At 73.0% G+C, this 23,259-nt stretch carries 22 protein-coding genes, 1 tRNA gene and 1 pseudogene; 12 read left to right on the forward strand and 12 right to left on the reverse strand.

What is annotated here, in order from left to right; genetic code table 11:
- Window positions 1–47 precede the first annotated feature (47 nt).
- The gene (locus tag BSL84_RS15045; protein WP_075970534.1) at window positions 48–1,502 is read left to right on the forward strand and encodes an alpha,alpha-trehalose-phosphate synthase (UDP-forming); all 1,455 of its coding nucleotides are present in this window, start codon (window positions 48–50) and stop codon (window positions 1,500–1,502) included.
- Between the two features lie 146 nt (window positions 1,503–1,648).
- Here BSL84_RS15045 and otsB read toward each other — a convergent pair whose 3' ends face one another.
- From otsB to BSL84_RS15060, 3 genes are read right to left on the reverse strand one after another with little or no spacing between them, the layout of a single operon-like run.
- Window positions 1,649–2,512 (reverse strand): trehalose-phosphatase, encoded by an 864-nt coding sequence (gene otsB, locus BSL84_RS15050; protein WP_030031450.1) that lies wholly within the window; start codon window positions 2,510–2,512, stop codon window positions 1,649–1,651.
- Window positions 2,513–2,551: 39 nt separating this feature from the next.
- Complete coding sequence (locus BSL84_RS15055) at window positions 2,552–2,788, reverse strand: DUF3263 domain-containing protein (RefSeq protein ID WP_030031449.1); 237 nt, start codon at window positions 2,786–2,788, stop codon at window positions 2,552–2,554.
- A 43-nt stretch (window positions 2,789–2,831) separates the two neighbouring features.
- Entirely contained in the window at window positions 2,832–4,130 is a 1,299-nt protein-coding gene (locus tag BSL84_RS15060) for an extracellular solute-binding protein (RefSeq protein WP_030031448.1), read from the reverse strand.
- A 175-nt stretch (window positions 4,131–4,305) separates the two neighbouring features.
- On the opposite strand from BSL84_RS15060, the gene BSL84_RS15065 reads away from it, so the two are divergent.
- The 3 genes from BSL84_RS15065 (at window position 4,306) to BSL84_RS15075 (ending at window position 7,490) form a co-directional block, all read left to right on the forward strand.
- A complete protein-coding gene (locus tag BSL84_RS15065; RefSeq protein WP_045323082.1) occupies window positions 4,306–5,238 on the forward strand; it encodes an ROK family protein in 933 nt (310 codons plus the stop codon).
- Window positions 5,238–6,389, forward strand: a complete 1,152-nt coding sequence (nagA, locus tag BSL84_RS15070; protein WP_030031992.1) for an N-acetylglucosamine-6-phosphate deacetylase — start codon at window positions 5,238–5,240, stop codon at window positions 6,387–6,389. Before BSL84_RS15065 ends, nagA begins: the two co-directional genes overlap by 1 nt.
- A 183-nt stretch (window positions 6,390–6,572) precedes the next feature.
- Complete coding sequence (locus BSL84_RS15075) at window positions 6,573–7,490, forward strand: 1-phosphofructokinase family hexose kinase (protein ID WP_075970535.1); 918 nt, start codon at window positions 6,573–6,575, stop codon at window positions 7,488–7,490.
- 15 nt (window positions 7,491–7,505) lie between these two features.
- Here BSL84_RS15075 and BSL84_RS15080 read toward each other — a convergent pair whose 3' ends face one another.
- Window positions 7,506–8,549 carry a CBM35 domain-containing protein gene (locus BSL84_RS15080; protein ID WP_075970536.1) on the reverse strand — a complete coding sequence of 348 codons (1,044 nt, stop codon included), beginning with the start codon at window positions 8,547–8,549 and terminating at the stop codon, window positions 7,506–7,508.
- A 68-nt stretch (window positions 8,550–8,617) separates the two neighbouring features.
- Complete coding sequence (gene cdgB / locus BSL84_RS15085) at window positions 8,618–10,375, reverse strand: diguanylate cyclase CdgB (protein WP_030031467.1); 1,758 nt, start codon at window positions 10,373–10,375, stop codon at window positions 8,618–8,620.
- A gap of 387 nt (window positions 10,376–10,762) precedes the next feature.
- On the opposite strand from cdgB, the gene BSL84_RS15090 reads away from it, so the two are divergent.
- Window positions 10,763–11,245 (forward strand): flavin reductase family protein, encoded by a 483-nt coding sequence (locus BSL84_RS15090; RefSeq protein ID WP_107069671.1) that lies wholly within the window; start codon window positions 10,763–10,765, stop codon window positions 11,243–11,245.
- 36 nt (window positions 11,246–11,281) lie between these two features.
- Here BSL84_RS15090 and arfB read toward each other — a convergent pair whose 3' ends face one another.
- Window positions 11,282–11,707 (reverse strand): alternative ribosome rescue aminoacyl-tRNA hydrolase ArfB, encoded by a 426-nt coding sequence (gene arfB, locus BSL84_RS15095; protein WP_045323070.1) that lies wholly within the window; start codon window positions 11,705–11,707, stop codon window positions 11,282–11,284.
- Window positions 11,708–11,896: 189 nt separating this feature from the next.
- Here arfB and BSL84_RS15100 point away from each other — a divergent pair, with 189 nt between their 5' ends.
- Window positions 11,897–12,472, forward strand: a complete 576-nt coding sequence (locus BSL84_RS15100; protein WP_030031143.1) for a TerD family protein — start codon at window positions 11,897–11,899, stop codon at window positions 12,470–12,472.
- A 78-nt stretch (window positions 12,473–12,550) separates the two neighbouring features.
- Here BSL84_RS15100 and BSL84_RS15105 read toward each other — a convergent pair whose 3' ends face one another.
- Both BSL84_RS15105 and BSL84_RS15110 read right to left on the reverse strand, forming a co-directional pair.
- Window positions 12,551–13,963 carry a M1 family metallopeptidase gene (locus tag BSL84_RS15105; RefSeq protein WP_045323069.1) on the reverse strand — a complete coding sequence of 471 codons (1,413 nt, stop codon included), beginning with the start codon at window positions 13,961–13,963 and terminating at the stop codon, window positions 12,551–12,553.
- 32 nt (window positions 13,964–13,995) lie between these two features.
- Complete coding sequence (locus BSL84_RS15110) at window positions 13,996–14,556, reverse strand: GlcG/HbpS family heme-binding protein (protein WP_030031141.1); 561 nt, start codon at window positions 14,554–14,556, stop codon at window positions 13,996–13,998.
- 621 nt (window positions 14,557–15,177) lie between these two features.
- Between BSL84_RS15110 and BSL84_RS15115 the strand changes: the two genes are divergently transcribed.
- The 3 genes from BSL84_RS15115 (at window position 15,178) to BSL84_RS15125 (ending at window position 17,633) form a co-directional block, all read left to right on the forward strand.
- A complete protein-coding gene (locus tag BSL84_RS15115) occupies window positions 15,178–16,407 on the forward strand; it encodes a sensor histidine kinase (RefSeq protein WP_075970538.1) in 1,230 nt (409 codons plus the stop codon).
- Complete coding sequence (locus BSL84_RS15120) at window positions 16,404–17,027, forward strand: response regulator (protein WP_030031022.1); 624 nt, start codon at window positions 16,404–16,406, stop codon at window positions 17,025–17,027. Before BSL84_RS15115 ends, BSL84_RS15120 begins: the two co-directional genes overlap by 4 nt.
- A gap of 102 nt (window positions 17,028–17,129) precedes the next feature.
- Window positions 17,130–17,633: a hypothetical protein gene (locus BSL84_RS15125; RefSeq protein WP_030031021.1), complete on the forward strand. Its 504-nt coding sequence runs from the start codon at window positions 17,130–17,132 to the stop codon at window positions 17,631–17,633.
- A 15-nt stretch (window positions 17,634–17,648) separates the two neighbouring features.
- Here BSL84_RS15125 and BSL84_RS15130 read toward each other — a convergent pair.
- From BSL84_RS15130 to BSL84_RS15145, 4 genes and pseudogenes are all read right to left on the reverse strand, one after another.
- Window positions 17,649–18,638: pseudogene (locus tag BSL84_RS15130) on the reverse strand (glycoside hydrolase family 26 protein); the annotation flags it as partial.
- A 368-nt stretch (window positions 18,639–19,006) separates the two neighbouring features.
- Complete coding sequence (locus tag BSL84_RS15135) at window positions 19,007–19,681, reverse strand: pentapeptide repeat-containing protein (protein ID WP_051873242.1); 675 nt, start codon at window positions 19,679–19,681, stop codon at window positions 19,007–19,009.
- 55 nt (window positions 19,682–19,736) lie between these two features.
- A complete protein-coding gene (locus tag BSL84_RS15140) occupies window positions 19,737–20,210 on the reverse strand; it encodes a GNAT family N-acetyltransferase (RefSeq protein ID WP_075970539.1) in 474 nt (157 codons plus the stop codon).
- Between the two features lie 88 nt (window positions 20,211–20,298).
- A tRNA-Thr gene (locus BSL84_RS15145) sits at window positions 20,299–20,376 on the reverse strand.
- A gap of 258 nt (window positions 20,377–20,634) precedes the next feature.
- Between BSL84_RS15145 and BSL84_RS15150 the strand changes: the two genes are divergently transcribed.
- From BSL84_RS15150 to BSL84_RS15160, 3 genes are all read left to right on the forward strand, one after another.
- A complete protein-coding gene (locus BSL84_RS15150; protein WP_030029521.1) occupies window positions 20,635–21,723 on the forward strand; it encodes an ABC transporter ATP-binding protein in 1,089 nt (362 codons plus the stop codon).
- Window positions 21,724–21,928: 205 nt separating this feature from the next.
- Window positions 21,929–22,342 carry a hypothetical protein gene (locus BSL84_RS15155; RefSeq protein WP_030029520.1) on the forward strand — a complete coding sequence of 138 codons (414 nt, stop codon included), beginning with the start codon at window positions 21,929–21,931 and terminating at the stop codon, window positions 22,340–22,342.
- 28 nt (window positions 22,343–22,370) lie between these two features.
- Window positions 22,371–23,129 (forward strand): nucleotidyltransferase family protein, encoded by a 759-nt coding sequence (locus BSL84_RS15160; protein WP_045323064.1) that lies wholly within the window; start codon window positions 22,371–22,373, stop codon window positions 23,127–23,129.
- Window positions 23,130–23,259: the final 130 nt, after the last annotated feature.

The following is a 23,259-nucleotide window of genomic DNA, read 5'->3' on the forward strand; positions in this document are numbered from 1 at the left end:
ACGTGTCCATACGTTTGAGCGAGCACGGGCCGGGCTAGGTTCGCGGCATGGCTTCTCAGGTACTCGTCGCGGCGAACCGCGGCCCGCTCTCCTACGCCCTCTCCGACGACGACACCCTCAGCGCCCGGCGCGGCGGGGGCGGTCTCGTCTCCGGACTCTCGGCGGCCCTCGCGGAGCAGCCGGGGGCCGTGTGGATCTGCGCGGCGCTGTCGGACGCGGACCGGGAGGCCGTCCGGCGGGGCGTGTCCGAGCCGGGTGTCCGGATGCTGGACATCGATCCCACGATGTACGACGACGCGTACAACGGCATCGCGAACTCGGTGCTGTGGTTCACCCACCACCACCTGTACGACGTGCCGCGCGAGCCGGTATTCGACGCGGAGTTCCGGCGCCGGTGGGGAAGCTACGTGGCGTACAACGACGCCTTCGCGCGGGCTCTCGCCGAGGAGGCCGCCGAGGGGGCCCGCGTGCTGGTGCAGGACTACCACCTGGCGCTGGTCCCCGGGCAGCTGCGGGAGCTGCGGCCGGACCTGCGGATCGCGCACTTCACGCACACCCCGTGGGCGTCGCAGGAGTTCCTGCGGATGCTGCCCGACGACATCCGCAGCGAGCTGGTGTGGGGGATGCTCGGCGCGGACGTGGTCGGCTTCCACACCTGGGCCTGGGCGCACACCTTCATGGGCGGCACGCAGCTGGACGACGAACGGGGCATCGCCGAGCCGAGGTTCGCGGCCGGGACAGAGCCGCCGCACGCGAGGTACGTCCAGAAGAACCCGTCGAGCCCGGTGCGGCACAAGCGGACCGAGGTGGCCGTGTACCCGCTGGGCGTGGACGCCGAGGAGCTGCGGGCGCTCGCGCACCGGCCGGAGGTGGACGAGAAGCTGGCGGAGCTGCGGGCGGAGGTCGCGGGCCGCAGGACGATCGCCCGGGTGGACCGGACCGAGCTGTCGAAGAACATCCTGCGGGGCCTGCTGGCCTACCGGGAGCTGCTGACGGTCCACCCCGAGTGGCGCGGCCGGGTGGTGCACCTGGCCTCGGCGTACCCGTCACGGCAGGACCTGAAGGTGTACCGGGACTACACGGCGGCCGTCTCGGAGCTGGCGGCGGAGATCAACGCGGAGTTCGGCACGGAGGACTGGCAGCCGGTGCTGGTGTCGGTGAAGGACGACTTCGCGCGGTCGCTGGCGGTCTACCGGATGGCGGACGTGGCGCTGGTCAATCCGGTGCGGGACGGGATGAACCTGGTGGCGAAGGAGATCCCGGTGGTGTCGGAGGCGGGGTGCGCGGTGGTGCTGTCGACGGGGGCGGGGGCGTACGAGGAGCTCCGCGAGGACGCGCTGACGGTGAACCCGTACGACGTGTCGCAGACGGCGGAGGCGCTGCACGCGGCGCTGTCCATGCCGGACGAGGAGCGTGCGGAACGCACGAAGCGCCTGGCGGCGGCCGCGACGGCCCTGCCCCCGGCCGCCTGGTTCGAGGCCCAGCTGGCGGCCCTGGCCTGACCACTGCCGGGGCTCCGCCCCGGACCCCGCTCCTCAAACGCCGGAGGGGCTGGCAAAGCCGGGCTCTGCCCGACATGCAGCCCCGCCGGCGTTTGAGGCGCGGGGGTGCGGGGGCAGTGCCCCCGGCGACGCCGCCGCGCGCGGCCTCAAGCGGAGGGGCTGGGGTTCCCAAGGGCTCGGGCCAGGGTGGCCAGGAAGGCGGCCACCGAGGCCGGGCCGGGGAGGACCAGGTCGGCGCGGGCGGCGAGTTCGGGGACCTCCGCCGAGCCGCTGCACACCAGCAGCCCCGGCAGCCCCTCGGCCCTGCGCTTCTCGACGGCCGAGTACGCGGCGAGGTCGCCCAGGTCGTCCCCGGCGTAGAGCACCGTCTCGGCGTCCCGCTCCGCCAGGAACTCCGTCAGGGCGACGCCCTTGTCCATGCCCGGGGGCCGCAGCTCCAGGACCGCCCGTCCCGGCTCGACCATCAGCCCGTGCCGGGCGGCCAGCTCGGTCAGGGGCTCCCGCAGCGCGGCGAAGGCGGCGGCAGGGTCCTCGGCGCGCCGGGTGTGGACGGCGAGCGCCCGCCCCTTCTCCTCGATCCAGGTGCCGCGCCACGCCCCGATCGAGTCGAGGAACCCCGGCAGCTCGGCCCGTACGGCCGCCACCCCGGGATGCTCGGCGGGGGCGTGGACCAGGCCGGTCACGGCGTCCCAGCGCTCGGCGCCGTAGTGGCCCAGGACGACGAGGTGTTCCAGCCCGGGGACCCCGGCGAAGCCCCCGTAGCGGACGGCGACCCCTGCGGGCCGCCCGGTGACCACGGCCACCGAGTCCACCGCGGGGGCGAGCGCCGAGAGCGCGGGAACGGCTTCGGGATGTGCCCGTGCCTGGTCCGGGTCCGGGACGATGTCGGCGAGGGTGCCGTCGAAGTCCAGGGCGACCACGGACCGGCGGGGTGCGCGGAGGATGGCTTCGAGTCCCTCGCGTCCGGCTGCGGTGACGGGCATCGGCAGGTCGTGCGGCAGGCTCCCCATACGCACGACCCTAACGGCCCGGCGGGACGACGGCTACGGCTACCGCCGGGCCCGCTGGGCTTCTCGGATCCGGCGCAGCCGGTTGACCGTGCCCGGGGCGTGGGCCAGCGCCCGCGGGTCGTCCATGAGCGCGTTGAGCAGCTGGTAGTAGCGGACGGGGGTCATCCCCAGCCCTTCCCGTATGGCCCGTTCCTTGGCTCCGGGCCCCGGCCAGGTACGTCCCTCGTACGCGAGCACCGCGGCCTCGGTGGCCGTCAGCTGCCCCTCGTCCGTCATACCGCCAGATTAACGCCGCCCTCCGACAGAAGGCGGCGCCGGGTCAGCGCGGGTCCGCCGCGCGGGCCGTCTCGGCGATCTCCTCCAGCACCTTGGCGGGCTGTCCGCCGGGCTGGACGGTCTTGCCGATGTTCTGCTTGATGTCCTCGCTGACGCCCGCCCAGGACTTCTTGCCGACCGGGTACAGGCGCGAGCCGGGCAGCGCGGCCAGGAAGGGCCTCAGCTGGAGCGCAGGACCGCTCGTGGCGGCCTGCTTGGCCTGGTAGCCGCTGGTGGTGGCCGGCAGCAGGTCGTACTTGTCGGTGAAGGCCGTCACGTTGTCCGGCTGGTACAGGTAGTCCAGGAACTTGCCGGACTCGGCGCGGTGGCCGTTCTTGAAGGCCATCACCCAGTCCGCGACGCCCATCGCCGGCTGCGGGGAGCCGTCGGAGGTCGGCAGCGCGACCATGCCGTACTTCACGCCCTTGGCATCCGCCTGCTTCATCAGCGTCGGGTGTCCGTTGAGCATGCCGACCTCGCCCTTGGTGAAGGCCTCGAAGGCGGCCTGGCGGTCCAGCTTGCCCGGCTCCACGGGGCCGGTGAGGCCCTGGCCGACCATCTTGTCGCGCAGGAACTCCAGCGCCTTGACGTTGTCGGCGGCGTCGATGGAGTAGCCCTCCTCGTTGTCGGTGTAGCCGCCACCGCCCGCGAGCATCCACATCATCGTCTCGGCCTGCGCCTCCTCGCGGCCCAGCGGCAGCGCGAAGGGGGTGGGCACGCCCGCGCCCTTGAGCTTCTTCGCCGCCGCCTCCAGGTCCGCCCAGCTCTTCGGCTGCCAGCCCTTGGCGTCCTTGGCGATCACGCCGGCGTCGGCGAGGAGCTTCTCGTTGTAGAAGAGCAGCCGGGTGCTGGCGACGAAGGGCATGCCGTACTGGGCCTGCTTGACCTTGCCGGCGTCCGCGAGGGGGGCGAGGAAGTCGGCCTCGGTCTTCACCGAGAGCAGCTCGGCCGTGGAGTACAGCTTCCCGGCGGCGGCGTAGTCGGCGTAGGCGCCGATCTGCGCGATGTCGGGTGCCTTTCCGGCCTTGACCATGTCGGCGACCTTGGCGTCGACCTCGGACCACGAGTAGACGTCGACCTCGACCTTGATGCCGGGGTGGTCCTTCTCGAAGCCGTCGGCGAGGCCCTTCCAGTAGGCCGCCGAGGAGTTCTGCGGATTGTCCCCGTAGTCGGCCGCCACGACCCGGAGGGTCACCTCGTTGTCTCCGGTGAGTCCGTCGACGGCTCCGCAGCCCGTCAGCGTCACAGCGGTCAGGCACAGTGCGGCGCCGGACGCGGCCAGGCTCAGGTATCGGCCCTTCACAGGTATCGATCCACCCCTTGTTGTACGTACGATCCACGTAAGGTCTACACCACTTTGGCGGCTCGTCCACATCGGGCCGGTCAGCAGGCGCCCGATTTGTATGGCCACTCAACAATCCCTCTCATTGGACTAGACCTTTCGCCCCCGAGCACGCGAGACTGTCTCTGTGAAACCCGTGAAACACGTCATCGCCCTCGATGTGGGCGGCACCGGGATGAAGGCCGCCCTCATCGCCGAGGACGGCACCCTGCTGCACGAAGCGCGCCGCGCCACCGGCCGCGAGCGGGGCCCGGACGCCGTCGTCGAGACGATCCAGGACTTCGCCGCCGAGCTGCTCGACACCGGCCGGGAACGCTTCGGACGGGCCGCCTCGGCCGCCGGGGTCGCCGTCCCGGGCATCGTCGACGCCGAGAACGGCATCGCCGTCTACGCGGCGAACCTCGGCTGGCGCGACGTACCGCTGCGCACGCTCCTCACCGGGCGGCTCGGCGGCATCCCCGTGGCCCTCGGCCACGACGTGCGCACGGGCGGACTCGCCGAAGGCCGCATCGGCGCCGGCCGGGGCGCCGACCGCTTCCTCTTCGTGCCCCTCGGCACCGGCATCGCCGGCGCCATCGGCATCGCGGGCCGCATCGAGGCCGGCGCCCACGGGTACGCGGGCGAGATCGGACACATCGTGGTCCGCCCCGGCGGCCCCGACTGCGGCTGCGGGCAGCGCGGCTGCCTGGAGACCCTGGCCTCCGCCGCCGCCGTCAGCCGCGCCTGGGCGGCCGCCTCCGGCGACCCGGCGGCCGACGCCGCCGACTGCGCCAAGGCCGTCGAATCCGGTGACGCGCGCGCCCGCGAGGTCTGGCTGGCCGCCGTCGCCGCCCTCGCCGACGGGCTGGTCACCGCGATCACCCTGCTGGACCCGCGCACGCTGATCATCGGCGGCGGGCTCGCCGAGGCCGGGGAAACCCTGTTCACACCACTACGTACGGCCGTCGAGGAGCGCGTGACGTTCCAGCGGCTCCCCCACATCGTTCCGGCGGCCCTCGGGGACACCGCCGGCTGCCTGGGCGCAGGGCTGCTCGCCTGGGACCTACTCGCCACGGAGGTACCGGCCTGATGTCCGGAAGCGCACACGGCACTGTTCTCTCCGGCGCCAGGGTGGTGCTGCCCACCGGGACCGTGGCGGGCGGCCGGGTCATCGTCGACGGCGACCGCATCGCCGGCAGCGCGCACGAGGGCGCGGAGATCGTCGACCTGACCGGCCACTGGATCGTCCCCGGCTTCGTCGACATGCACAACCACGGCGGCGGCGGCGCCTCTTTCACCTCCGGGACCGCCGAGGACGTACTCCAGGGCGTCCGCACCCACCGCGCCCACGGCACGACCACCCTGGTCGCCTCCACCGTCACCGGGGACCTGGACGAACTGGCCCGGCGGGCCGGGCTGCTGGCCGAGCTGACCCAGGCGGGCGAGATCGCCGGCATCCACTTCGAGGGGCCGTTCATCAACCCCTGCCGCAAGGGCGCCCACAAGGAGGACCTGCTCCGCGACCCCGACCCGGCCGAGGTCCGCAAGCTGGTCGACGCCGCGCACGGCGCCGCCCGCATGGTCACCCTGGCCACCGAACTGCCGGGCGGCCTGGACTCCGTACGGCTGCTCGCCGAGCACGGGGTGATCGCCGCGATCGGGCACACCGACGCCAGCTACGAGCAGACGCGCGCCGCCATCGACGCGGGCGCGACCGTGGCCACCCACCTCTTCAACGCGATGCCGGCGCTCGCGCACCGCGAACCCGGCCCGATCGCCGCCCTCCTGGAGGACGAGCGGGTCACCGTGGAGCTCATCAACGACGGCACCCACCTGCACCCCGCCGCCCTCGAACTGGCCTTCCACCACGCGGGCGCGCACCGCGTGGCGCTGATCACCGACGCCATGGACGCGGCCGGCTTCGGCGACGGCACCTACCACCTCGGCCCGCTGGAGGTCGAGGTCAAGGGCGGGGTGGCCCGCCTCGTCGAGGGCGGCTCCATCGCCGGGTCGACCCTCACCCTGGACACGGCCTTCAAGCGCTCGGTGACGCTCGACGAACTGCCGGTGGAGTCCGTCGTCCAGGCGATCTCCGCCAACCCGGCCAAGCTGCTCGGCCTGTACGACGAGATCGGCTCGCTGGAGCCCGGCAAGTACGCGGACCTCGTCGTCCTGGACGCCGCCTTCGACGTCCGGGGCGTCATGCGGCGCGGCGAATGGATCGTCAGCCCCGGCCTCTGAGAGCGGCCCTGACGACTGCTCCGACGGCGGCCCCGACGCGGCTCCGAGGGCGGCCCTGACGGCGGCTCCGTCCACCGGCCGGGGGCGGCCGGACGCGGGGGGTGTCGTGTCGACACCCCCTGGGACTGGGCCGACCGCCTCGTGTTTGGCATGATCCCGGCAGCAACAGACCCGGGGGTGCCCATGATCCTGACCGTGACGCTCAACACCGCACTCGACGTCACGTACCGCGTGCCGCGGCTGCTTCCGCACGCCTCGCACCGGGTCGCCGCCGTCACCGAACGGCCCGGCGGCAAGGGGATCAACGTCGCCCGGGTGCTGGCCGCACTCGGCCACCAGGTGACCGCGACGGGCTTCGCCGGCGGCCCGGTCGGCTCCGTCGTACGGGCCATGCTGGCGGCCTCCCCCGGGGTGGTCGACGCCCTGCTGCCCTGCGAGGGCGCCTCGCGCCGCACCCTGGCCGTGGTCGACGAGGCCTCCGGCGACACCACGCAGTTCAACGAGCCGGGCCCGCTCGTCACCCCGGCGGAGTGGTCGCGGTTCCTCGGGCACTACGAGGAACTGGTGGCCACGGCGGGCGCGGTGGCCCTGTGCGGCAGCCTCCCGCCGGGCGTGCCCGTGGGCGCGTACGCCGTACTCGTACGGGCGGCCCGCGCGGCCGGCGTCCCCGTACTCCTGGACACCAGCGGCGAGGCCCTGCGGCGCGGGGTCGCCGCCCGCCCCGAGATCATCAAGCCGAACGCCGCCGAGCTGGCCGAGCTCACCGGCTCCCGCGACCCGCTCCCGGCCACGCGCGACGCCCGCCGCCGAGGAGCGCACGCGGTGGTCACCTCACTGGGCCCCGGCGGCCTGCTCGCCGCCACCGCCGACGGCACCTGGCAGGCCGCCCCGCCGCGCCCGCTGTCCGGCAACCCCACCGGAGCCGGCGACTCCGCCGTCGCCGGCCTGCTGTCCGCCCTGGCGGAGGGCCTGGACTGGCCGGCCCGCCTCACCCGCGCGGTAGCCCTCTCGGCCGCCACGGTCCACGCCCCGGTGGCGGGAGAGTTCGACCCCCGCACCTACGAGGAGGTACGGGGGTCGGTGAAGGTCACGCCCGCCTGAGGGCGGCGGGACGGATCAGCCCTGCTCCAGCCAGAGCTGGTCCAGGACGACATCACACTGGTTGCCCGTCTCACACGAGATCTTGATCGTGTTGGCGCCCTGCTTGAGTTCCACGATCGAGTAGGTGTTGGTCCACCCCTTGGCCCAGTCGCCCGGAGCGGCCTTGGAGAAGTTCGCCATGTTGACCGGCCGGGTCTGCGCCTCGCCGTTGACGGTCAGGGTGGTGCTGGCGTCCTTGCCCGGCACCCCGTAGGTCATCTTCAGCTTGTACTTGCCGGCCTTCGGCACGTCCAGCGACCAAGTGGCCGCCGCACCGATGGCGTTCAGGCCGGTCACGTACTGACCGTTCTCGCTCTTGGCGCCGGGCAGCGTGTTCTGCAGGTTCGCACCGCCCGTGAGGGACATGCCGCTGCCGCCGAAGTCGGCCTTCGGCAGCGGGGCCTGGGACGGCTTCGCGCTCGGGGTGGGGCTGGAGGGGTTCTGCGGGGCCGCCGACTGCTGGCCGCCGTTCGCCGTGTCCGCGCCCTTGTCCTCGGGCTTGTCCTTGTCGCCGAAGGCGAGGGCCGCGCCGATGCCGATCACCACAGCGCCGACCACCGCGACGGCCGCGATCAGCAGACCGCGCCGGCTGGAGGCACCGCCGCCCGCGCCGCGGCCGCCGTGGCCGGCGCCGGGGTGCCCGATCGTCTGGGTCTGCGCGGCCTGGGGCTGCTGCGGAACGCCGTAGCCGCCCGCCTGGAGCGCCTCGGGGGCCTGGTACTGGGCCTGGTAGCCAGGGGGCTGCTGCGCGGGGCTCTGCTGGTGCGGGACGGGGCCGCGCTGGCCGCCGCCGTTCCTGCGCTCGCCGACCGTACGCACCTGGTGGTGCGACGTGCGCGGCACACCCGGCTGCGCACCTGGGTGACCGCCGGCCGCCCCGCCGGGGTAGCCGTACCCGCCGCCCGAAGTGGGCGGGGTGGCTCCGGCAGACTGGCCGTCCGCGTAGAGATAGCCGAACGGATCATCGTCCTCGGGCTTGTTCGCCCCACCGTGCGGGCCGTTGTTCGCGGGCGTCGTCATCGCAGGTCACTCCTTTCGACCCACGGGAGCCTACCCCGAACAGGTGCACACACGGGCGCCCGACCGTCTCAGCCCGCCCGGCGGTGCGCCTTGGAACGGGACCTCTTCTCGATGTACATCCGCTGGTCGGCGGAGCGCAGCACCTCGTCCGCCGACATTCCGCAGCTGGCCCAGCCGATGCCGAAACTCGCCCCGACACGCACCGCACGGCCGTCCACGCGGATCGGCGGGATGATCGCGTTGCGCAGCCGGACGGCGAGGTCCGCGGCGTCCGCGGCGCCGAGGCCGTCGGCCAGGACGACGAATTCGTCACCCCCCAGCCGGGCGACGGTGTCACCGTCCCGGACACCCGTCGTCAGCCGCCGGGCGACCTCGATCAGGACCGCGTCGCCCGTGTGGTGCCCGAACCGGTCGTTGATCGACTTGAAGCCGTCGAGGTCGCAGAAGAGCACCGCCAGCCCCTTCGTCCCGTCGTCGACGTCCGTCGCGGGCGCCACCGTGTGCACGTGGTGGTCGTACGGCCCGTCCGTCGGGGCGGCCGGCGCCCCGGGGAAGTCGAAGGGATCTGCCGCGCCGTACCGGTCGGGGCCGTCGGACTGAAAGCCGTGCTCCCCGGCACCACCCGCCTCCGCCCGCACCTCGTATCCGTCGGGCCCGGCCTGGCCCGCCCGGCCGGGCTGTCCGCCGTGCGCGTCGCGCCCCTCGAAGGCCGCGTCCAGGGCCTCGATCGCGCTGGCCCGCGCTGACTGCGGCCGGCGGCACAGCCGCGCCCCGAGCCGGGCCCGCAGCTCGGCGCTGTTGGGCAGGCCGGTCAGCGAGTCGTGGCTGGCCCGGTGGGCGAGCTGGAGCTCGTGGCGCTTGCGCTCCTCGATGTCCTCCACGTGCGTCAGCAGGAAGCGCGGCCCGTCGGCGGCGTCCGCCACGACGGAGTTGCGCAGCGAGACCCATACGTACGTGCCGTCCCGGCGGCCCAGGCGCAGCTCGGCGCGGCCGCCCTCGGCGGAGGTGCGCAGCAGGGTGCCGATGTCCTCGGGGTGGACCAGGTCGGAGAAGGAGTAGCGGCGCAGGACGGAGGCGGGGCGGCCGAGCAGCCGGCACAGCGCGTCGTTGGTGCGCAGCAGTCGGCCGTGCTGGTCCCCGCCCATCTCGGCGATGGCCATGCCGCTGGGCGCGTACTCGAAGGCCTGGCGGAACGACTCTTCACTTGCGCGGAGCGCCTGTTGCTCGCGCTCCAGCCGGACGAGGGCCCGCTGCATGTTCGCTCGCAGCCTCGCATTGCTGATCGCAATCGCCGCCTGGAAGGCGTACATCTGGAGCGCTTCCCGGCCCCAGGCGCCGGGCCGGCGGCCGTTGCGCGGTCTGTCCACCGAAATGACACCCAGCAGTTCCCCGCCGGACGCGTACATGGGGGCGTAGAGCCGGTCCTCGGGGTGCCACTCGTCCTCGAAGCGCGGATCGGGGCCGTCGGTGTGCCACTGGGGGACGTCGTCCTCCAGCAGGACCCAGCCCTCGGTGTGCGGGATGAAGCGGAGCCCGTCCCAGCACTCACCCATCGTCAGACGGCGTTCCCATGAGGCGCGGGACCCCACGCGACCTGTGATGAGTGCCTCCGCGGCGGGGTCGCCCGCGAAGGCGGCGACGACCAGATCGCCGTCCGGGCGAACGAGGTTGACACAGGCGAGCTCATAGCCGAGGCCCACGACGATGCCGTCCACGACGGTCTGCAGAGTGTCCGCCAGGCTCCGGGCCGTGTTGAGATCGGCCACCACCCGGTGCAGCTGCCGCAGGGTCGCAAGACGGACGTACGGCTCCGACTCGGTCTCCATTGCTCGCTCTCCCCGAGACCTCGACAGCAACTCCAGGTTTGTCATCGGCGTTTCGTTGCGGTGTCCCGTCCACTGAATCACAGTGAGCTGTGCGCCAGGTACACAGGGTCAACAAATCTTGCCCTCTGTGACTCAAGTCACATGAGATGAAATACGGTGCGCATCGAGAGGGTTCGGAACTGGGAGCGCTCCCCCGCCTTCTCGTGAGCAAACGATACGCCTGAGGCCTAGGACGAGGGGTGGGGGCGCGACTCGGACCAGGGCCCGATGTGCCGTACGGGAGGGCGAGATTAGCGTTTCAACGTGCTGAAGACGACCCCCGTACCCGCCCCGCCCGACGCGAGCCCCCATGCTGAGGGGGTGAGCAATGACGAGTTCCGCGCCGCGATGTCCCGGCTGGCCGCGGGCGTGTGCCTGATCACCGCCCACGAGATCCCGCTGACGGCCGACGGCCCGCGCGGCGAGGACGTCGGCATGACGGCCACCGCCTTCATGTCCGTGTCCCTGGAGCCGCCCCTGGTCCTGGTCAGCCTGCGCGAGGGCTCCCGTATGGACGACCTGCTGGCGGAGCAGCCGCTGTGGGCGGTCTCCGTCCTGGCCGACCACCAGATCCAGACCGCGGGCCGCTTCGCCATGAAGGGCCGCATCAGCGACCGGCTGCTCTTCGCCGACCTGCCGTACGTACGCGGCGAGGCCTCCGGCGCACCGCTGCTGAGCGGCGCCCTGGCCACCCTGGAGTGCCGTACGGAGAAGCGCGTCGAGGCGGGCGACCACACGCTGGTCATCGGCCGGGTCCTGACGGCCGCGCTGCCGTCCCCGGACTCGGCGCCGCTGACGTACTTCCGCGGGCGCTACCGGCACCTGGGCTGAGTCCGCGCCCGGCGCCCGCCGCGGATCGGGCGGCGGTTACCAGTCCCGGCCGGTCCGGCCCCGCTTGGTCTCGGCACGCGCCTTCTTCTCCCGCAGCCGCCGCTCGTTGATCCCGCGCGGGATCTTCGTCGGCCGGCGCTGCCTGGGCGGCGGCGCCGTCGCCTCGGCCAGCAGCGAGGCCAGCCGGACCAGCGCCATCTCCCGGTTGCGCAACTGCGAGCGGTGCTCGGAGGCCCGTACGGTGACCACCCCGCCCACCAGCCGGCCCGCGAGGCGCTCCAGCGCCCGCTCCTTCCACACCTCGGGCAGCGCCTTGGTCGCCGCCAGGTCGAACAGCAGCTCCACGCGCGAGTCCGAGGTGTTCACGTGCTGCCCGCCGGGCCCGGAGGACCGCGAGAAACGCCAGGAGAGCTCCCCCTCGGGGAGCACGACCGAACCGCGGATGACATAGGGACCAGGCATGCCCCCTATGATCCGCGCCCGCCCGCTCCGCGTCACCCGCATTTGCCGTGACCCTCATGCGCCGTCATCCGCATGCGCCGTCATCCGGAATTCACGCCGGGAACCCGACAGGCCTCTCGTCGCGTTATAGAGGTCAGCGGTAGTTTGACCGCCTGTACGTGCATGTCGGATGAGGAAAGGGACATTCCCATGGCTGTCAGCCTGTCCAAGGGCGGCAACGTCTCGCTCACGAAGGAGGCCCCGGGCCTCGCTGCCGTCACGGTCGGTCTCGGCTGGGACGTCCGCACCACGACCGGTGTCGACTTCGACCTCGACGCGTCGGCGATCGCCGTGAACGCGACGGGCAAGGTCGTCTCCGACGGCCACTTCGTCTTCTTCAACAACAAGTCCACCCCGGACCAGACCATCGTCCACACCGGTGACAACCGCACCGGCGAAGGCGCCGGCGACGACGAGGCCATCAACGTCAACCTCGCGGGCCTCCCCGCCGACGTCGACAAGATCGTCTTCCCGGTCTCGATCTACGACGCCGAGAGCCGCAGCCAGAACTTCGGCCAGGTCCGCAACGCCTACATCCGCGTCGTGAACCAGGCCGGCGGCGCCGAGATCGCCCGCTACGACCTCTCCGAGGACGCGGCGACCGAGACCGCCATGGTCTTCGGCGAGCTCTACCGCAACGGCGCGGAGTGGAAGTTCCGCGCGGTCGGCCAGGGCTACGCCTCCGGCCTCACCGGCATCGCGCAGGACTTCGGCGTCAACGTCTGACCCGGCACACCCGCGCGCGCGAAGCCTCCTCCCGGCCGTCCCGGGAGGGGGCTCCGCCCGACCCGGGCCGAGCGGGCCCTACTTCGGGCGGGCCTTCCCGTACAGCCAGACGTCCCAGACCTTCTTCAGGTCATGGCCCGTCTTCTCCTGCGCGTAGGCGGTGAAGTCGGCCGTACTCGCGTTCCCGTGCCGGTGGTCCGCGGCCCAGCCGCGCAGCAGGGCGAAGAACTTCTCGTCGCCCACCTCCTGCCGGATCCGCTGCAGGACCATCGCACCGCGCTGGTACACCGGGCTCCCGGAGATGTCCTCGGGGCCGGGCGGATCGGCCGGCGGGAAAGCGTCCCAGCCGGACTCGGCGGCCGCGTCGACGTCCGTGTCACCGCTCAGCAGCGCGTCGAAGCGCTCCTGCGCCGTGGGCCCGCCGTGGTCCTCGCCCCACAGCCACTCGGCGTAGGTCGCGAAGCCCTCGTTCAGCCACATGTCCTTCCAGGTCTTCGGCGACACCGAGTTGCCGAACCACTGGTGGGCCAGTTCGTGCAGCACCAGCGCCTCGTCGCCGGGCGCACCCGGGTACACCGGCTTGGTCTGCGTCTCCAGCGCGTAGTCGAGGGTCCCGGCGGGCAGTACGACCGCCCCCGCCGTCCCGAAGGGGTAGGGGCCGAACCGGCGCCCGCCCCACTCCAGCATCTCCGACTGCCGCGCCAACACCTCCTCGCTCGCGGCCGCCTCCTGCGGCGACACCGCGTTGTAGAGGGCCACCCCGGAAGGCGTACGCCCCGTGGTCACCTTGTACGGCCCGACGACCGCGGTGGCCAGGTAGCTCGCCATCGGCTCCGGGTTGTGCCACGCGAACCGCGTGCGCCCGCCGCCCACTTCGGTTCGGGACTTCAACTCCCCGTTCGACACGGCCTCGTAGCCGTGCGGGACGGTGAGGGTGATGTCGTACGCGGCCTTGTCGCGGGGATGGTGGTTGCCGGGGAACCAGGTCATCGACCCGACCGGCTCGCCGACACCGACCGCGCCGTCCTCGCCCGCGATCCAGCCCTCCTCGGAGCCGTCCGCGTCGGTGAGGGCCTTCGGCCGCCCGCTGTAGCCGACCTCGGTGCGAAAGACCCGGCCCTTCTTCAGGTCGTCGGCCGGGCGCACGGTCAGCTCGTTGCCGGTCCGGTTGAACCGGGCCGCCGCGCCGTCGACGCTCACGTCCTCCACGTGCAGGCCGCTGAGGTCGAGGTTGAAGGAGCTGAGCCCCTGCTCGGCGCGCGCGGTGATGACGGCCCTGCCGTGCAGCACCCCGTCGGCGGGGTCGTAGGCCAGGTCCAGCGCGTAGTGCTCCACCTGGTAGCCGCCGTTGCCGGCTTTGGGGAAGTACGGGTCGCGCAGCCCCGCCGCGCCCGGCCGCCCCTGCACCGGGCCTCCCGTGCAGGCCGTGGTGACGGCGAGCAGGGCGGCGACGGCAGGGGCGGCGAAGCGGGGAAGTGCGCGGTGGTCCACACACCCGATCCTAAGCGGGCAAACCGCACGCCCTACTTGCCGAGCGCGTCGACGCCCGCCTTGGCAAACTTCTCGTCCAGCTCACCGCTCGGGGCGCCGGCCACACCGATGCCGGCGACGGGCGCGCCGTTCGCCTGGACCGGGGTGCCGCCGCCGAGGAAGAGGGTGCCGGGGATGTCCTTCAGGTTCGGGGCCTGGGCCAGCCGGCCCGCGAGCACAGAGGTCGGAGCGTTCCACGACACGGCGGTGTAGGCCTTGCGCTGCGCCGACTCGTAGGACTGCGGGCCGGCGCCGTCGCCGCGCAGGGTGACGATGGTGTTGCCGTTGCGGTCCACCACCGCGACGGTCACCTTCTGGTTCTCCGCCGCGGCGGCCTTGAGGACGGCCTGGGCGGCGCGGGTGGCGGCGTCGACGGTCAGGTGGGTCGTCGTCGTGAAGTCCTTGCCGCTCGGACCGTCCTTCTTCCCGGCGACGGCGGCGGCCTGGGCGGTGGTGGAGGCGGGGGACGCGCTGGCGCTCACGGCTCCGAAGGCTCCGGCGCCCAGGGCGACGGCGAGGGCGGTACCGGTGAGAACGCGGGTGCGGGTGTTCATCTCTGCTGCTCCTGAGAGGGTGCGACACGGTGACGGCTTGGGGTCGGTCCGGGCCGGCCGAACCGGCTCCTTCACTGCTCCAAGCCTGTCCCCGAAGCCCCCTCCACCCCGTCCCCGTACCGGCTCGCCCAGCCCACCGCACCGGCTGACCCGAGGGTCAACCGATCGGCCGATGCGGACCGCCTCCCGGCGAGGCAACCATCGACGTGTACGCCCCCACCCCGGGGGCGGAGCCCCGCACTCCCGCCTCGGGGGCGGAGCGCGCCCCAACCACCCCGGGGGCAGAGCCCCGCCCCCAGCCCCGCCGGGGCGGAGCCCCGCACTCCCGCCCACCCGGGCGGAGCCCCGACCCCCCAGCCCCGCCGGCGCTGAGGCGGAGCCACCCCAGCCCGCCCGACGCTTGAGGCGCCGGGCACCCCGAGCCCCGCCGCCGTTTGAGGCGCGGGGCCCCGGGGCGGAGCGCCGCCCTCCAGCCCCGCCGGCGTTTGAGGCGCGGGGCCCGGGGCGGAGCCCCGCACTCCAGCCCCGCCGGCGTTTGAGGCGCGGGGCTCGGGGGCGGAGCCCCCGCAACGGCGCCGCAGGCGACAATGGACAGAACCCCCCGCACACCAGGAGCACCCGGTGAGTCACCCCGCGATCAGGCCGGACACCCGAACCCTCGCGACGGTCGCCCACACCGCCTTCTTCCTGCTCCTCGGCGCCTCCGTGGCCCGCTTCCTGCTGCGCCACCCCGGCGAACCCCGCACCCCCTGGGTCCTCGCCCTCAGCATCACCCTGGCCCTGCTCTACGTACTCGGCCCCGTACTCGGCCCCGTACTCGGCCCCTCACTCGGCCGCACCCCCGGCGGCACCCCCGGCGCCGCCACCCCCACCCCCCGCCGCCGCCTCCTCTGGCTCGGACTGGTCGTCACCACCTGGGTCATCCTCGTCGTCCTCGCACCGAGCTTCGCCTGGTGCGCCGTACCCCTCTTCTTCACCGCCCTGCGCACCCTCCCCCCGCGCGCCGCCATCGTCCTCGTGGCCCTCCTCACCGCCTTCGTCGTGACCGCCCAGCTCCAGCTGGCCAAGTCCTTCGACCCCAACCTGCTCCTCGCCCCACCCGCCGTCGCCGCCCTCGCCACCGCCGTCTTCGTCCACATGGAACGCCAGGCGCAGGCCCAGCGCGCACTCATCGACGACCTGCTCCGGACCCGCCGGGAGCTGGCCGCCACCGAACGCCGCGAAGGCACCCTCGCGGAACGCCAGCGGCTCTCCATGGAGATCCACGACACCCTCGCCCAGAACCTCTCCAGCCAGCAGATGCTCCTCCAGGCCGCCGACCGCACCTGGGACACCGACCCCGCCACCGCCCGCGCGCACGTCCGTACCGCCACCGGCATCGCCGCCCACGGCCTCGCCGAGGCCCGCCGGCTGGTCCACGACCTGGCCCCGTCCGAGCTCGCCGACGGCGCCGGCCTCGCCGACGCCCTGCGCGCCCTCGACGCCGGCCCCGGCATCGAGGTCCGCTTCCACCTCGAAGGCGCCCCGGCCCCGCTCCCCGATCGCGTCCAGTCCGCCCTCCTGCGCATAGCCCAGGGCGCCCTCGCCAACATCCGCGAGCACTCCGACGCCCGTACGGCCGCGCTCACCCTCAGCTTCCTCGGCGACCAGGTGGTACTCGACATCGCCGACGACGGCCACGGCTTCACCGAACCCCGCACCGGCACCCGCACCGGCGCCGACGGACGCGGACACGGCCTCCCGGCGATGCGGGCCCGCGTACGCCAGCTGGGCGGCACCCTGACCATCGAATCCACGCCGGGCGAGGGCACCGTCCTCTCCGCGGCCATCCCCCTGGAGCCCGCTCCATGACGACGATCCTGCTCTGCGACGACCACGTGGTGGTCCGCGCCGGCCTCCTGGCCCTCCTCGGCAGCGAACCCGACATCGAGGTCCTGGGTGAGGCGGGCAGCGGCGAGGAGGCGGTCGCCCTGGCCGCCAAGCTCCACCCGGACGTGGTCCTCATGGACCTCCAGCTCGGCGAGGGCATCGACGGCGTCGAGGCCACCCGCCGCATCACCGCGCTCCCGCAGCCCCCGCACGTCCTCGTCCTCACCACCTACGACACGGACGCGGACATCACCCGGGCCATCGGCGCGGGCGCCACCGGCTACCTCCTCAAAGCGGAACGCCCCGAGGAGCTCTTCGCCGCCATCCACTCGGCCGCCCAGGGCCGCACCACCCTCTCCGCACCGGTCGCGAGCCGCGTCATGGCCCACATGCGCGGCAGCCGCCCCACCCTCACCGACCGCGAACTCGACATCCTCGGGCAGCTCGCACGCGGCCTCGGCAACCGCGACATCGCCCGCGCCCTGTTCATCAGCGAGGCCACCGTCAAAACCCACCTCGGGCGCATCTACGACAAGCTCGGCGTCGACACCCGCGCCGGCGCCGTCTCCGTAGCGAAGGAACAACGCCTCCTCCCCTCCTGAGCACCCTCCTCCCCGCCTGAAACGCCCCCTCCCCCCGCCTCCGGACAAGCCCCTCCCGGTCCGGGGTGGGGCGCCCCGGGGAGCCGTGACACCATCGGGTACGTGCTCGACATCGGCTACTCCCTCTCCCGGCGCTTCCCCGACCCCCCGCAGACCGACTACCGCTCCGCGGACGTCCACTCGCTGCGCCACGACCTGTTCTGCGGAGACGTGTACCTCGCCGACACGAACTCCGACCGGGAGGTGTCCACAGCCTGGGGATGGGTGCCCGTACTCGACTTCGCCTGGGCCCTGTGCGACATCGTCGAGCAGCTCGACCAGGACCCGCGCGGCAGCCGCTCCGCCAACCGCCAGTACGCCGAGATCGACTTCACCGAGTCCACGGACCGCATGCTCTTCGAGCGCCGCTTCGGCTGGGTCGACGTCGAGGCCGACTGGATGCCGGCCGAGGAGGCCCCGCTGACCTTCAGCCACCGGCTGCTGCGACGCGAAGCCCGCGACTTCCTGCACGACCTGATCGCCGACCTGATCGACATGCACGACGGCCTCGCCGACAACCCGGCCGTCTGGACCCTCCAGGCCCGCTTCCCCCGCGTCCCGGCGTAGTCACAGCCGTCCGCCGGACAGCACCTCCCGGAACACCTGCGCCGAGCGCGGGTTCTGCCCGCACTGCCACACGCCGTGCGGACAGTAGTCGGTGATGCTGTGGTACACCGGCTCGTGCTCGGCGAACCAGGCCAGCATGCCCCGTACGTACTCCGGATTGTCGCCGTGCCGGAACAGTCCCCACTCGGGGTACGAGACCCGCTTGCCGTGCGCCCTCGCGAAATCGACCTGCCGCTGCAGACCGTAGGGCTGCGCGACCTGCTCGGCGAAGGTACGGCCGGGCTCCTGGTCGTAGGAATCCATGCCGACGATGTCCACCACGTCGTCACCGGGATAGCAGCTCGTCCAGGCGATCGCGTCACCCCCGCGGTTGGGGGCGTAGTCGAAACGGAATGCCTGCCCCTCGACCGAACGCATCGCCGCCACGATGCGCCGCCAGTACGCCTTCCAGTTCTCGGGATCCGGACGGCAGCGGTGGGTGTAGTCGAAGCCGTTCATCTCCCAGCCGAGCACGATCACCGTGTCCGGCAGCCCCAGACCGACCAGCCGCCTGGCCAACCGCCGGAAGTGCTCGTCGTTCGCCCCGCGCGCGCCCGAGCGGATCAGCTCCGCGACCCGGGCGTCGGGAACACCGGCCTCGTTGCGCTCCTGCATCGGCACGTTGAGGACGAACAGCCGATCGGCCCTCTCCCCGCGCCACCGCGCCCACGTGCGCAGGGAATCCGGCGCCCCCTCGATGTTCGCCCACGTGTCGCCGGGCAGGTAGGTGTGCCCGGCGCGCAGGTCCGTACCGCCGAGCCAGCGCGACAGCTCCTCCATCCGCTCGACGCCGGGCGAGCCGTAGTGCAGGTAGGCGCCCACCGCCGTCCCCGCGGCCTCGCTCCCCGCACCGCCCCCGGCCCCCTCCCGCGGCGGCCGGACGCCACCGAAGCCGCCCACGACGAGCAGGGCGACGACGACCACACCGACACAGGCGCCCGACAGCCGGCGACCCAAACGGAACATGACACCTCCACAGGCCTCGCGCACCAGGGCACCTTCCAGCACGTTAGGCACCACCCCGGCAACCCGCCCGCCCGACCACCCCCCACTCGCCCATTCGCCACACCCCGCCGCCCGATCCAGCCTCGCGGCCCCCTCACCCCCGCCCCATCCCAGCCCCGCCGGCGTCTGAGGCGCGGGGGCCCGGGGGCAGCGCCCCGCTCTCCCAGCCCCGCCGGCGTCTGAGGCGCGGGGGCCCGGGGGCAGCGCCCCGCTCTCTCAGCCCCGCCGGCGTTTGAGGCGCGGGGGCCCGGGGGCAGCGCCCCCGCAACGACGCCGCACCCACACCACAACCGACGGCCCCGCCACGAAAGAACCGACGGCCGGCCCGGCTACGAAAGCACCCGCACCCCCAACTGAGACGCAAGCGCCGGCGCCAGGTCGAACAGCTGCGCCGGGCTGATCACCGCCCCGGCCAGCGCGTCCACCCCCCGCGCGATCTCCAGTACGGCGGCCTCCCGCAGATCCACGTCCGCCATACGCACCCCGGAGAAGTCCACCCCCCGCAGGGCGCAGTCCCGGAACTCCACCCGCTCCAGCACCGCGCCCCCGAAGTCCGGCTCCACGAGCACGCACCCCTCGAAGACGACGTCCTTCAGCCGTGCCTTCCGCAGGTTCAGATAGTCGATCTTGCCGCCCCGGACCACCACCCGCTCCAGCCCCGCCCCGTGCAGCTGCACCCCGCCCAGGCGCGCGTCCACCAGCTCCACGTCGCGCAGCGACACCTCCGACAGGTCGGTGCCGACCCCGCGAACCCCCTCCAGCAGCGAATCCAGGATCCGCGCCCTCGCCAGCCCCGCCTCGTCCAGCGAGCAGCGCCGCAGCGCGCAGTCCATGAACCGCGCCCCGACCCCCTCCTGCCCCGCCAGGTCCAGGTCCGCGAACTCCAGCCCGTCGTAGTCCCCGTCCGGCTCCAGCTCCGGCCCCTCCCAGGGCGACAGCTCCGGCAGCCGCACCTCCGGCCTCCGCGCCGCCTTCACCGACTGCTGCCGACCGTTTCGCACCATGCCCCCATCGTGACCGACGCCACCGACAGCGGCCCGCGCTCCCGCCGCGGCCGCCCTACGCCCGGCCGAGTTCCGCCAGCGCGCCGTCCGTCAGCCGGTACACCGACCACTCCTCCTGCGGCCGCGCGCCCAGAGCCTCGTAGAAGCCGAGGGCCGGCGCGTTCCACTTCAGCACCGACCACTCCAGCCGCTCGTAGCCGCGCTCGACGCACGTACGCGCCAGCTCCGCCAGCAGCGCCTTGCCGTGGCCGCCACCGCGCACGCCCGGCCGTACGTACAGGTCCTCCAGGTAGATGCCGTGCGCACCCCGCCAGGTGGAGAAGGACAGGAACCACACCGCGAACCCGACGACCTCCCCGTCCGCGGTCTCCGCCACGTGCGCGAACACCGCCGGCCGCTCGCCGAACAGCGCCTCCCGCAACTGCTCCTCGGTGGCCCGCGCCTCGTGCGGCACCTTCTCGTACTGTGCGAGTTCACGGATCATCGCGTGGATGACGGGGACATCGGCGACTTCGGCGCTACGGATCATGCGGGCAGCCTAGGTCGCGGCCCTCGGACCGAATCCCCGGGCGCAACGCCGGAAGGCCCCGGGCGTCAAACCCGGGGCCTTCCGCTGCTGGAGCCCCCTGTCGGATTCGAACCGACGACCTACGCATTACAAGTGCGTTGCTCTGGCCGGACTGAGCTAAGGAGGCAGTGCGCACCCGCCGTGTACTGCGAGCGAAACCGCCATCACTCTACACAGCAGGCGAATCCCCCGGCCATCACATTGGCCCCGCACGGTGCGCACCAGGCAGCCGGGTCCGACAGATCGCACAAAGTTCGAAGTCACGGCCGGGCGGTGCTGACAGCGGCGGGCGCGGCGGGTAGCGTCGGGCGGAGTCCGGATTCTGGACTAGACCTTCCACTCGGATCGTCCGGCACGTTCCTGCCGGTAGAAGGGATTCACCACCATGGCTTCTGTCACCTTCGACAAGGCGACCCGTCTGTACCCGGGCGGCGACAAGCCCGCCGTCGACCAGCTGGAGCTGGAGATCGAGGACGGCGAGTTCCTCGTCCTCGTCGGCCCCTCCGGCTGCGGCAAGTCCACCTCGCTGCGCATGCTGGCCGGCCTGGAGGACGTCAACGGCGGCGCCATCCGCATCGGTGACCGCGACGTCACGCACCTGCCGCCCAAGGACCGGGACATCGCGATGGTGTTCCAGAACTACGCGCTCTACCCGCACATGAGCGTCGCCGACAACATGGGCTTCGCGCTCAAGATCGCCGGCGAGGACAAGGCCACCATCCGCAAGAAGGTGGAGGACGCGGCGAAGATGCTGGACCTCACCCAGTACCTGGACCGCAAGCCGAAGGCGCTCTCCGGCGGCCAGCGCCAGCGCGTCGCCATGGGCCGTGCGATCGTCCGCAAGCCGCAGGTGTTCCTGATGGACGAGCCGCTGTCGAACCTCGACGCCAAGCTCCGCGTCTCGACGCGTACGCAGATCGCGGCCCTCCAGCGCGACCTCGGCATCACCACCGTCTACGTCACCCACGACCAGGTCGAGGCCATGACCATGGGCGACCGGGTGGCCGTGCTCAAGGACGGCCTGCTCCAGCAGGTCGACACCCCGCGCAACATGTACGACCGCCCCGCGAACCTCTTCGTCGCCGGCTTCATCGGCTCTCCGGCCATGAACCTGGTCGAGGTCCCGATCACCGACGGCGGCGTGAAGTTCGGCGACAGCGTGCTCGCCGTGTCGCGCGCGGCACTGTCCGCCGCGGCCGACGCCGGCGACCGCACCGTCACGGTCGGCGTCCGCCCGGAGCACTTCGACGTCGCCGAGACCGGTGGTCTGACCATCACCGTGAACGTCGTCGAGGAGCTCGGCGCCGACGGGTACGTCTACGGCTCGACCTCGGCCGCCGAGGGCTCCCAGGACCTCGTCGTCCGCGTGGGCGGCCGCCAGGTCCCCGAGAAGGGCTCCAGCCTGCACGTCGTGCCGCGGGCGGGCGAGATCCACGTCTTCTCGACGTCTTCCGGGCAGCGCCTGTCCGACTAGTCGGACCGCGTACGGAGGTTGGAGGGGCGTCTCGCCAAGGGGCGCCCCTCCGCCGTCCGTTGCCGGCCGGCACCCCCAGGAACCCCGGCAGACCGGGCCATTCGGACGCGGCCGTCAACCCGTAATTCGAAAGATTCCCTCGAACCATCCCCCGTCAGGGTGACTAAATGTCGCCAAATCTTCACCGAGCGCTACTCTCGCCCTCGTGACCCACACTGCCCGCCGTATCGGCCGTTCCCTCGCCCTGGTCCTGCCCGTCGTCCTGGTCCTGTCCGGGACCCTCGCGGTCACCATGGTCCCCTGGGCGGACACCTCCTCCTCCCAGCTCGTCACCGCCTCCGCCGAGGGCGTCTCCGCGCCCGCCAAGCCGCGCGCCGCCCACGAGGTGCTGCGCACCCGGCTCGTCGGCGAACTGCAGCAGGGCCAGGCGCCCGGCGACGTACTGACCCACCTCCAGCAGGAGGTGAACCGCCGGCCGTCGCTCGCCGAGCACTGCGTGGGGATCGCCCGTGCGCTCGGGCGCGCCGCGGTCGAGGCGTACGGCCCGACCAAGGCCCAGTCGTTCGCCCGCCCCGTCTGCGACACCTCGTACGCCTCCGGCGTCGCCTCCATGGGCTGACGGGCGGCCCGTCCCTACGCTGGCCGCCATGACCGACGACCGGCGATCCGCCTCCTCCGCAGCCGCGTTCCCCGCCGCCCCCGTCCAGGCAGTCGTCCTGGCGGGCGGCCAGGGGTCGCGGCTGCGTCCGTACACCGACGACCGCCCCAAGCCGATGGTGGAGATCCCGGGGACCGGGCTGCCGATCATCGGGCACCAGCTGGCCTGGCTGGCGGCCGAGGGGGTCACCGACGCCGTGGTCTCGTGCGGGCACCTCGCGGGGGTGCTCCAGGAGTGGCTGGCCGAGGCGCCGCTGCCGCTCCGCGTGACGACGGTGGTCGAGGAGGAGCCGCTGGGGCGCGGCGGCGGCCTGAAGTACGCCGCGCGGCACCTGCCGTACCCGGACGCGTCCTGGTACGCGACGAACGGCGACGTCTGGACGCGGTTCCCGCTGCGGGACATGGCGGCCTTCCACGCCGAGCGCGGGGCGGTCGCGACCCTCGCGCTGGCCCGGCCGCGGATCCCGTGGGGGGTGGTGGAGACCAACGAGTTCGGGCAGGTACTGGACTTCATCGAGGCCCCGCTGTCGCCCTATCCGGTGAACGCCGGGGTGTACGTCTTCGGACCCGAATTCGCCGCTCTGCTCCCGGACTTGGGAGACCACGAGCGCACCACCTTCCCGCGGCTGGCGCGGGAGCGGCGGCTGGCGGGCTTCCCGCTGCCCCAGGGCGCCTACTGGCGGGCGATCGACACGGCCAAGGACCTCACCGAGGCGGCAAGGGAGTTGGCCGCGCAGACGGGCGCCTGAGGCCGCCGCAGCCCGGCGCCCGCCGCAGCCCCGGCCCGACCCCGTCGTCCGCCCGTCCCCCACGACCCCCGCACACACCACAGGGGCCCGGCACGCTCTCGCGTGCCGGGCCCCTGTGTGTGCCGGCCCC

It is taken from the genome of Streptomyces sp. TN58 (genome assembly GCF_001941845.1).
GTDB lineage: Bacteria > Actinomycetota > Actinomycetes > Streptomycetales > Streptomycetaceae > Streptomyces.

What these genes read in the sequence shown, in the direction of transcription:
- BSL84_RS15045 (WP_075970534.1), top strand. Translation starts at nt 48, where the DNA reads ATGGCTTCTCAGGTACTCGTCGCGGCGAACCGCGGCCCGCTCTCCTAC.
- otsB (WP_030031450.1), bottom strand. Translation starts at nt 2,512, where the DNA reads ATGGGGAGCCTGCCGCACGACCTGCCGATGCCCGTCACCGCAGCCGGA.
- BSL84_RS15055 (WP_030031449.1), bottom strand. Translation starts at nt 2,788, where the DNA reads ATGACGGACGAGGGGCAGCTGACGGCCACCGAGGCCGCGGTGCTCGCG.
- nagA (WP_030031992.1), top strand. Translation starts at nt 5,238, where the DNA reads ATGTCCGGAAGCGCACACGGCACTGTTCTCTCCGGCGCCAGGGTGGTG.
- BSL84_RS15075 (WP_075970535.1), top strand. Translation starts at nt 6,573, where the DNA reads ATGATCCTGACCGTGACGCTCAACACCGCACTCGACGTCACGTACCGC.
- BSL84_RS15080 (WP_075970536.1), bottom strand. Translation starts at nt 8,549, where the DNA reads ATGACGACGCCCGCGAACAACGGCCCGCACGGTGGGGCGAACAAGCCC.
- cdgB (WP_030031467.1), bottom strand. Translation starts at nt 10,375, where the DNA reads ATGGAGACCGAGTCGGAGCCGTACGTCCGTCTTGCGACCCTGCGGCAG.
- BSL84_RS15090 (WP_107069671.1), top strand. Translation starts at nt 10,763, where the DNA reads ATGTCCCGGCTGGCCGCGGGCGTGTGCCTGATCACCGCCCACGAGATC.
- arfB (WP_045323070.1), bottom strand. Translation starts at nt 11,707, where the DNA reads ATGCCTGGTCCCTATGTCATCCGCGGTTCGGTCGTGCTCCCCGAGGGG.
- BSL84_RS15100 (WP_030031143.1), top strand. Translation starts at nt 11,897, where the DNA reads ATGGCTGTCAGCCTGTCCAAGGGCGGCAACGTCTCGCTCACGAAGGAG.
- BSL84_RS15110 (WP_030031141.1), bottom strand. Translation starts at nt 14,556, where the DNA reads ATGAACACCCGCACCCGCGTTCTCACCGGTACCGCCCTCGCCGTCGCC.
- BSL84_RS15120 (WP_030031022.1), top strand. Translation starts at nt 16,404, where the DNA reads ATGACGACGATCCTGCTCTGCGACGACCACGTGGTGGTCCGCGCCGGC.
- BSL84_RS15135 (WP_051873242.1), bottom strand. Translation starts at nt 19,681, where the DNA reads ATGGTGCGAAACGGTCGGCAGCAGTCGGTGAAGGCGGCGCGGAGGCCG.
- BSL84_RS15140 (WP_075970539.1), bottom strand. Translation starts at nt 20,210, where the DNA reads ATGATCCGTAGCGCCGAAGTCGCCGATGTCCCCGTCATCCACGCGATG.
- BSL84_RS15150 (WP_030029521.1), top strand. Translation starts at nt 20,635, where the DNA reads ATGGCTTCTGTCACCTTCGACAAGGCGACCCGTCTGTACCCGGGCGGC.
- BSL84_RS15160 (WP_045323064.1), top strand. Translation starts at nt 22,371, where the DNA reads ATGACCGACGACCGGCGATCCGCCTCCTCCGCAGCCGCGTTCCCCGCC.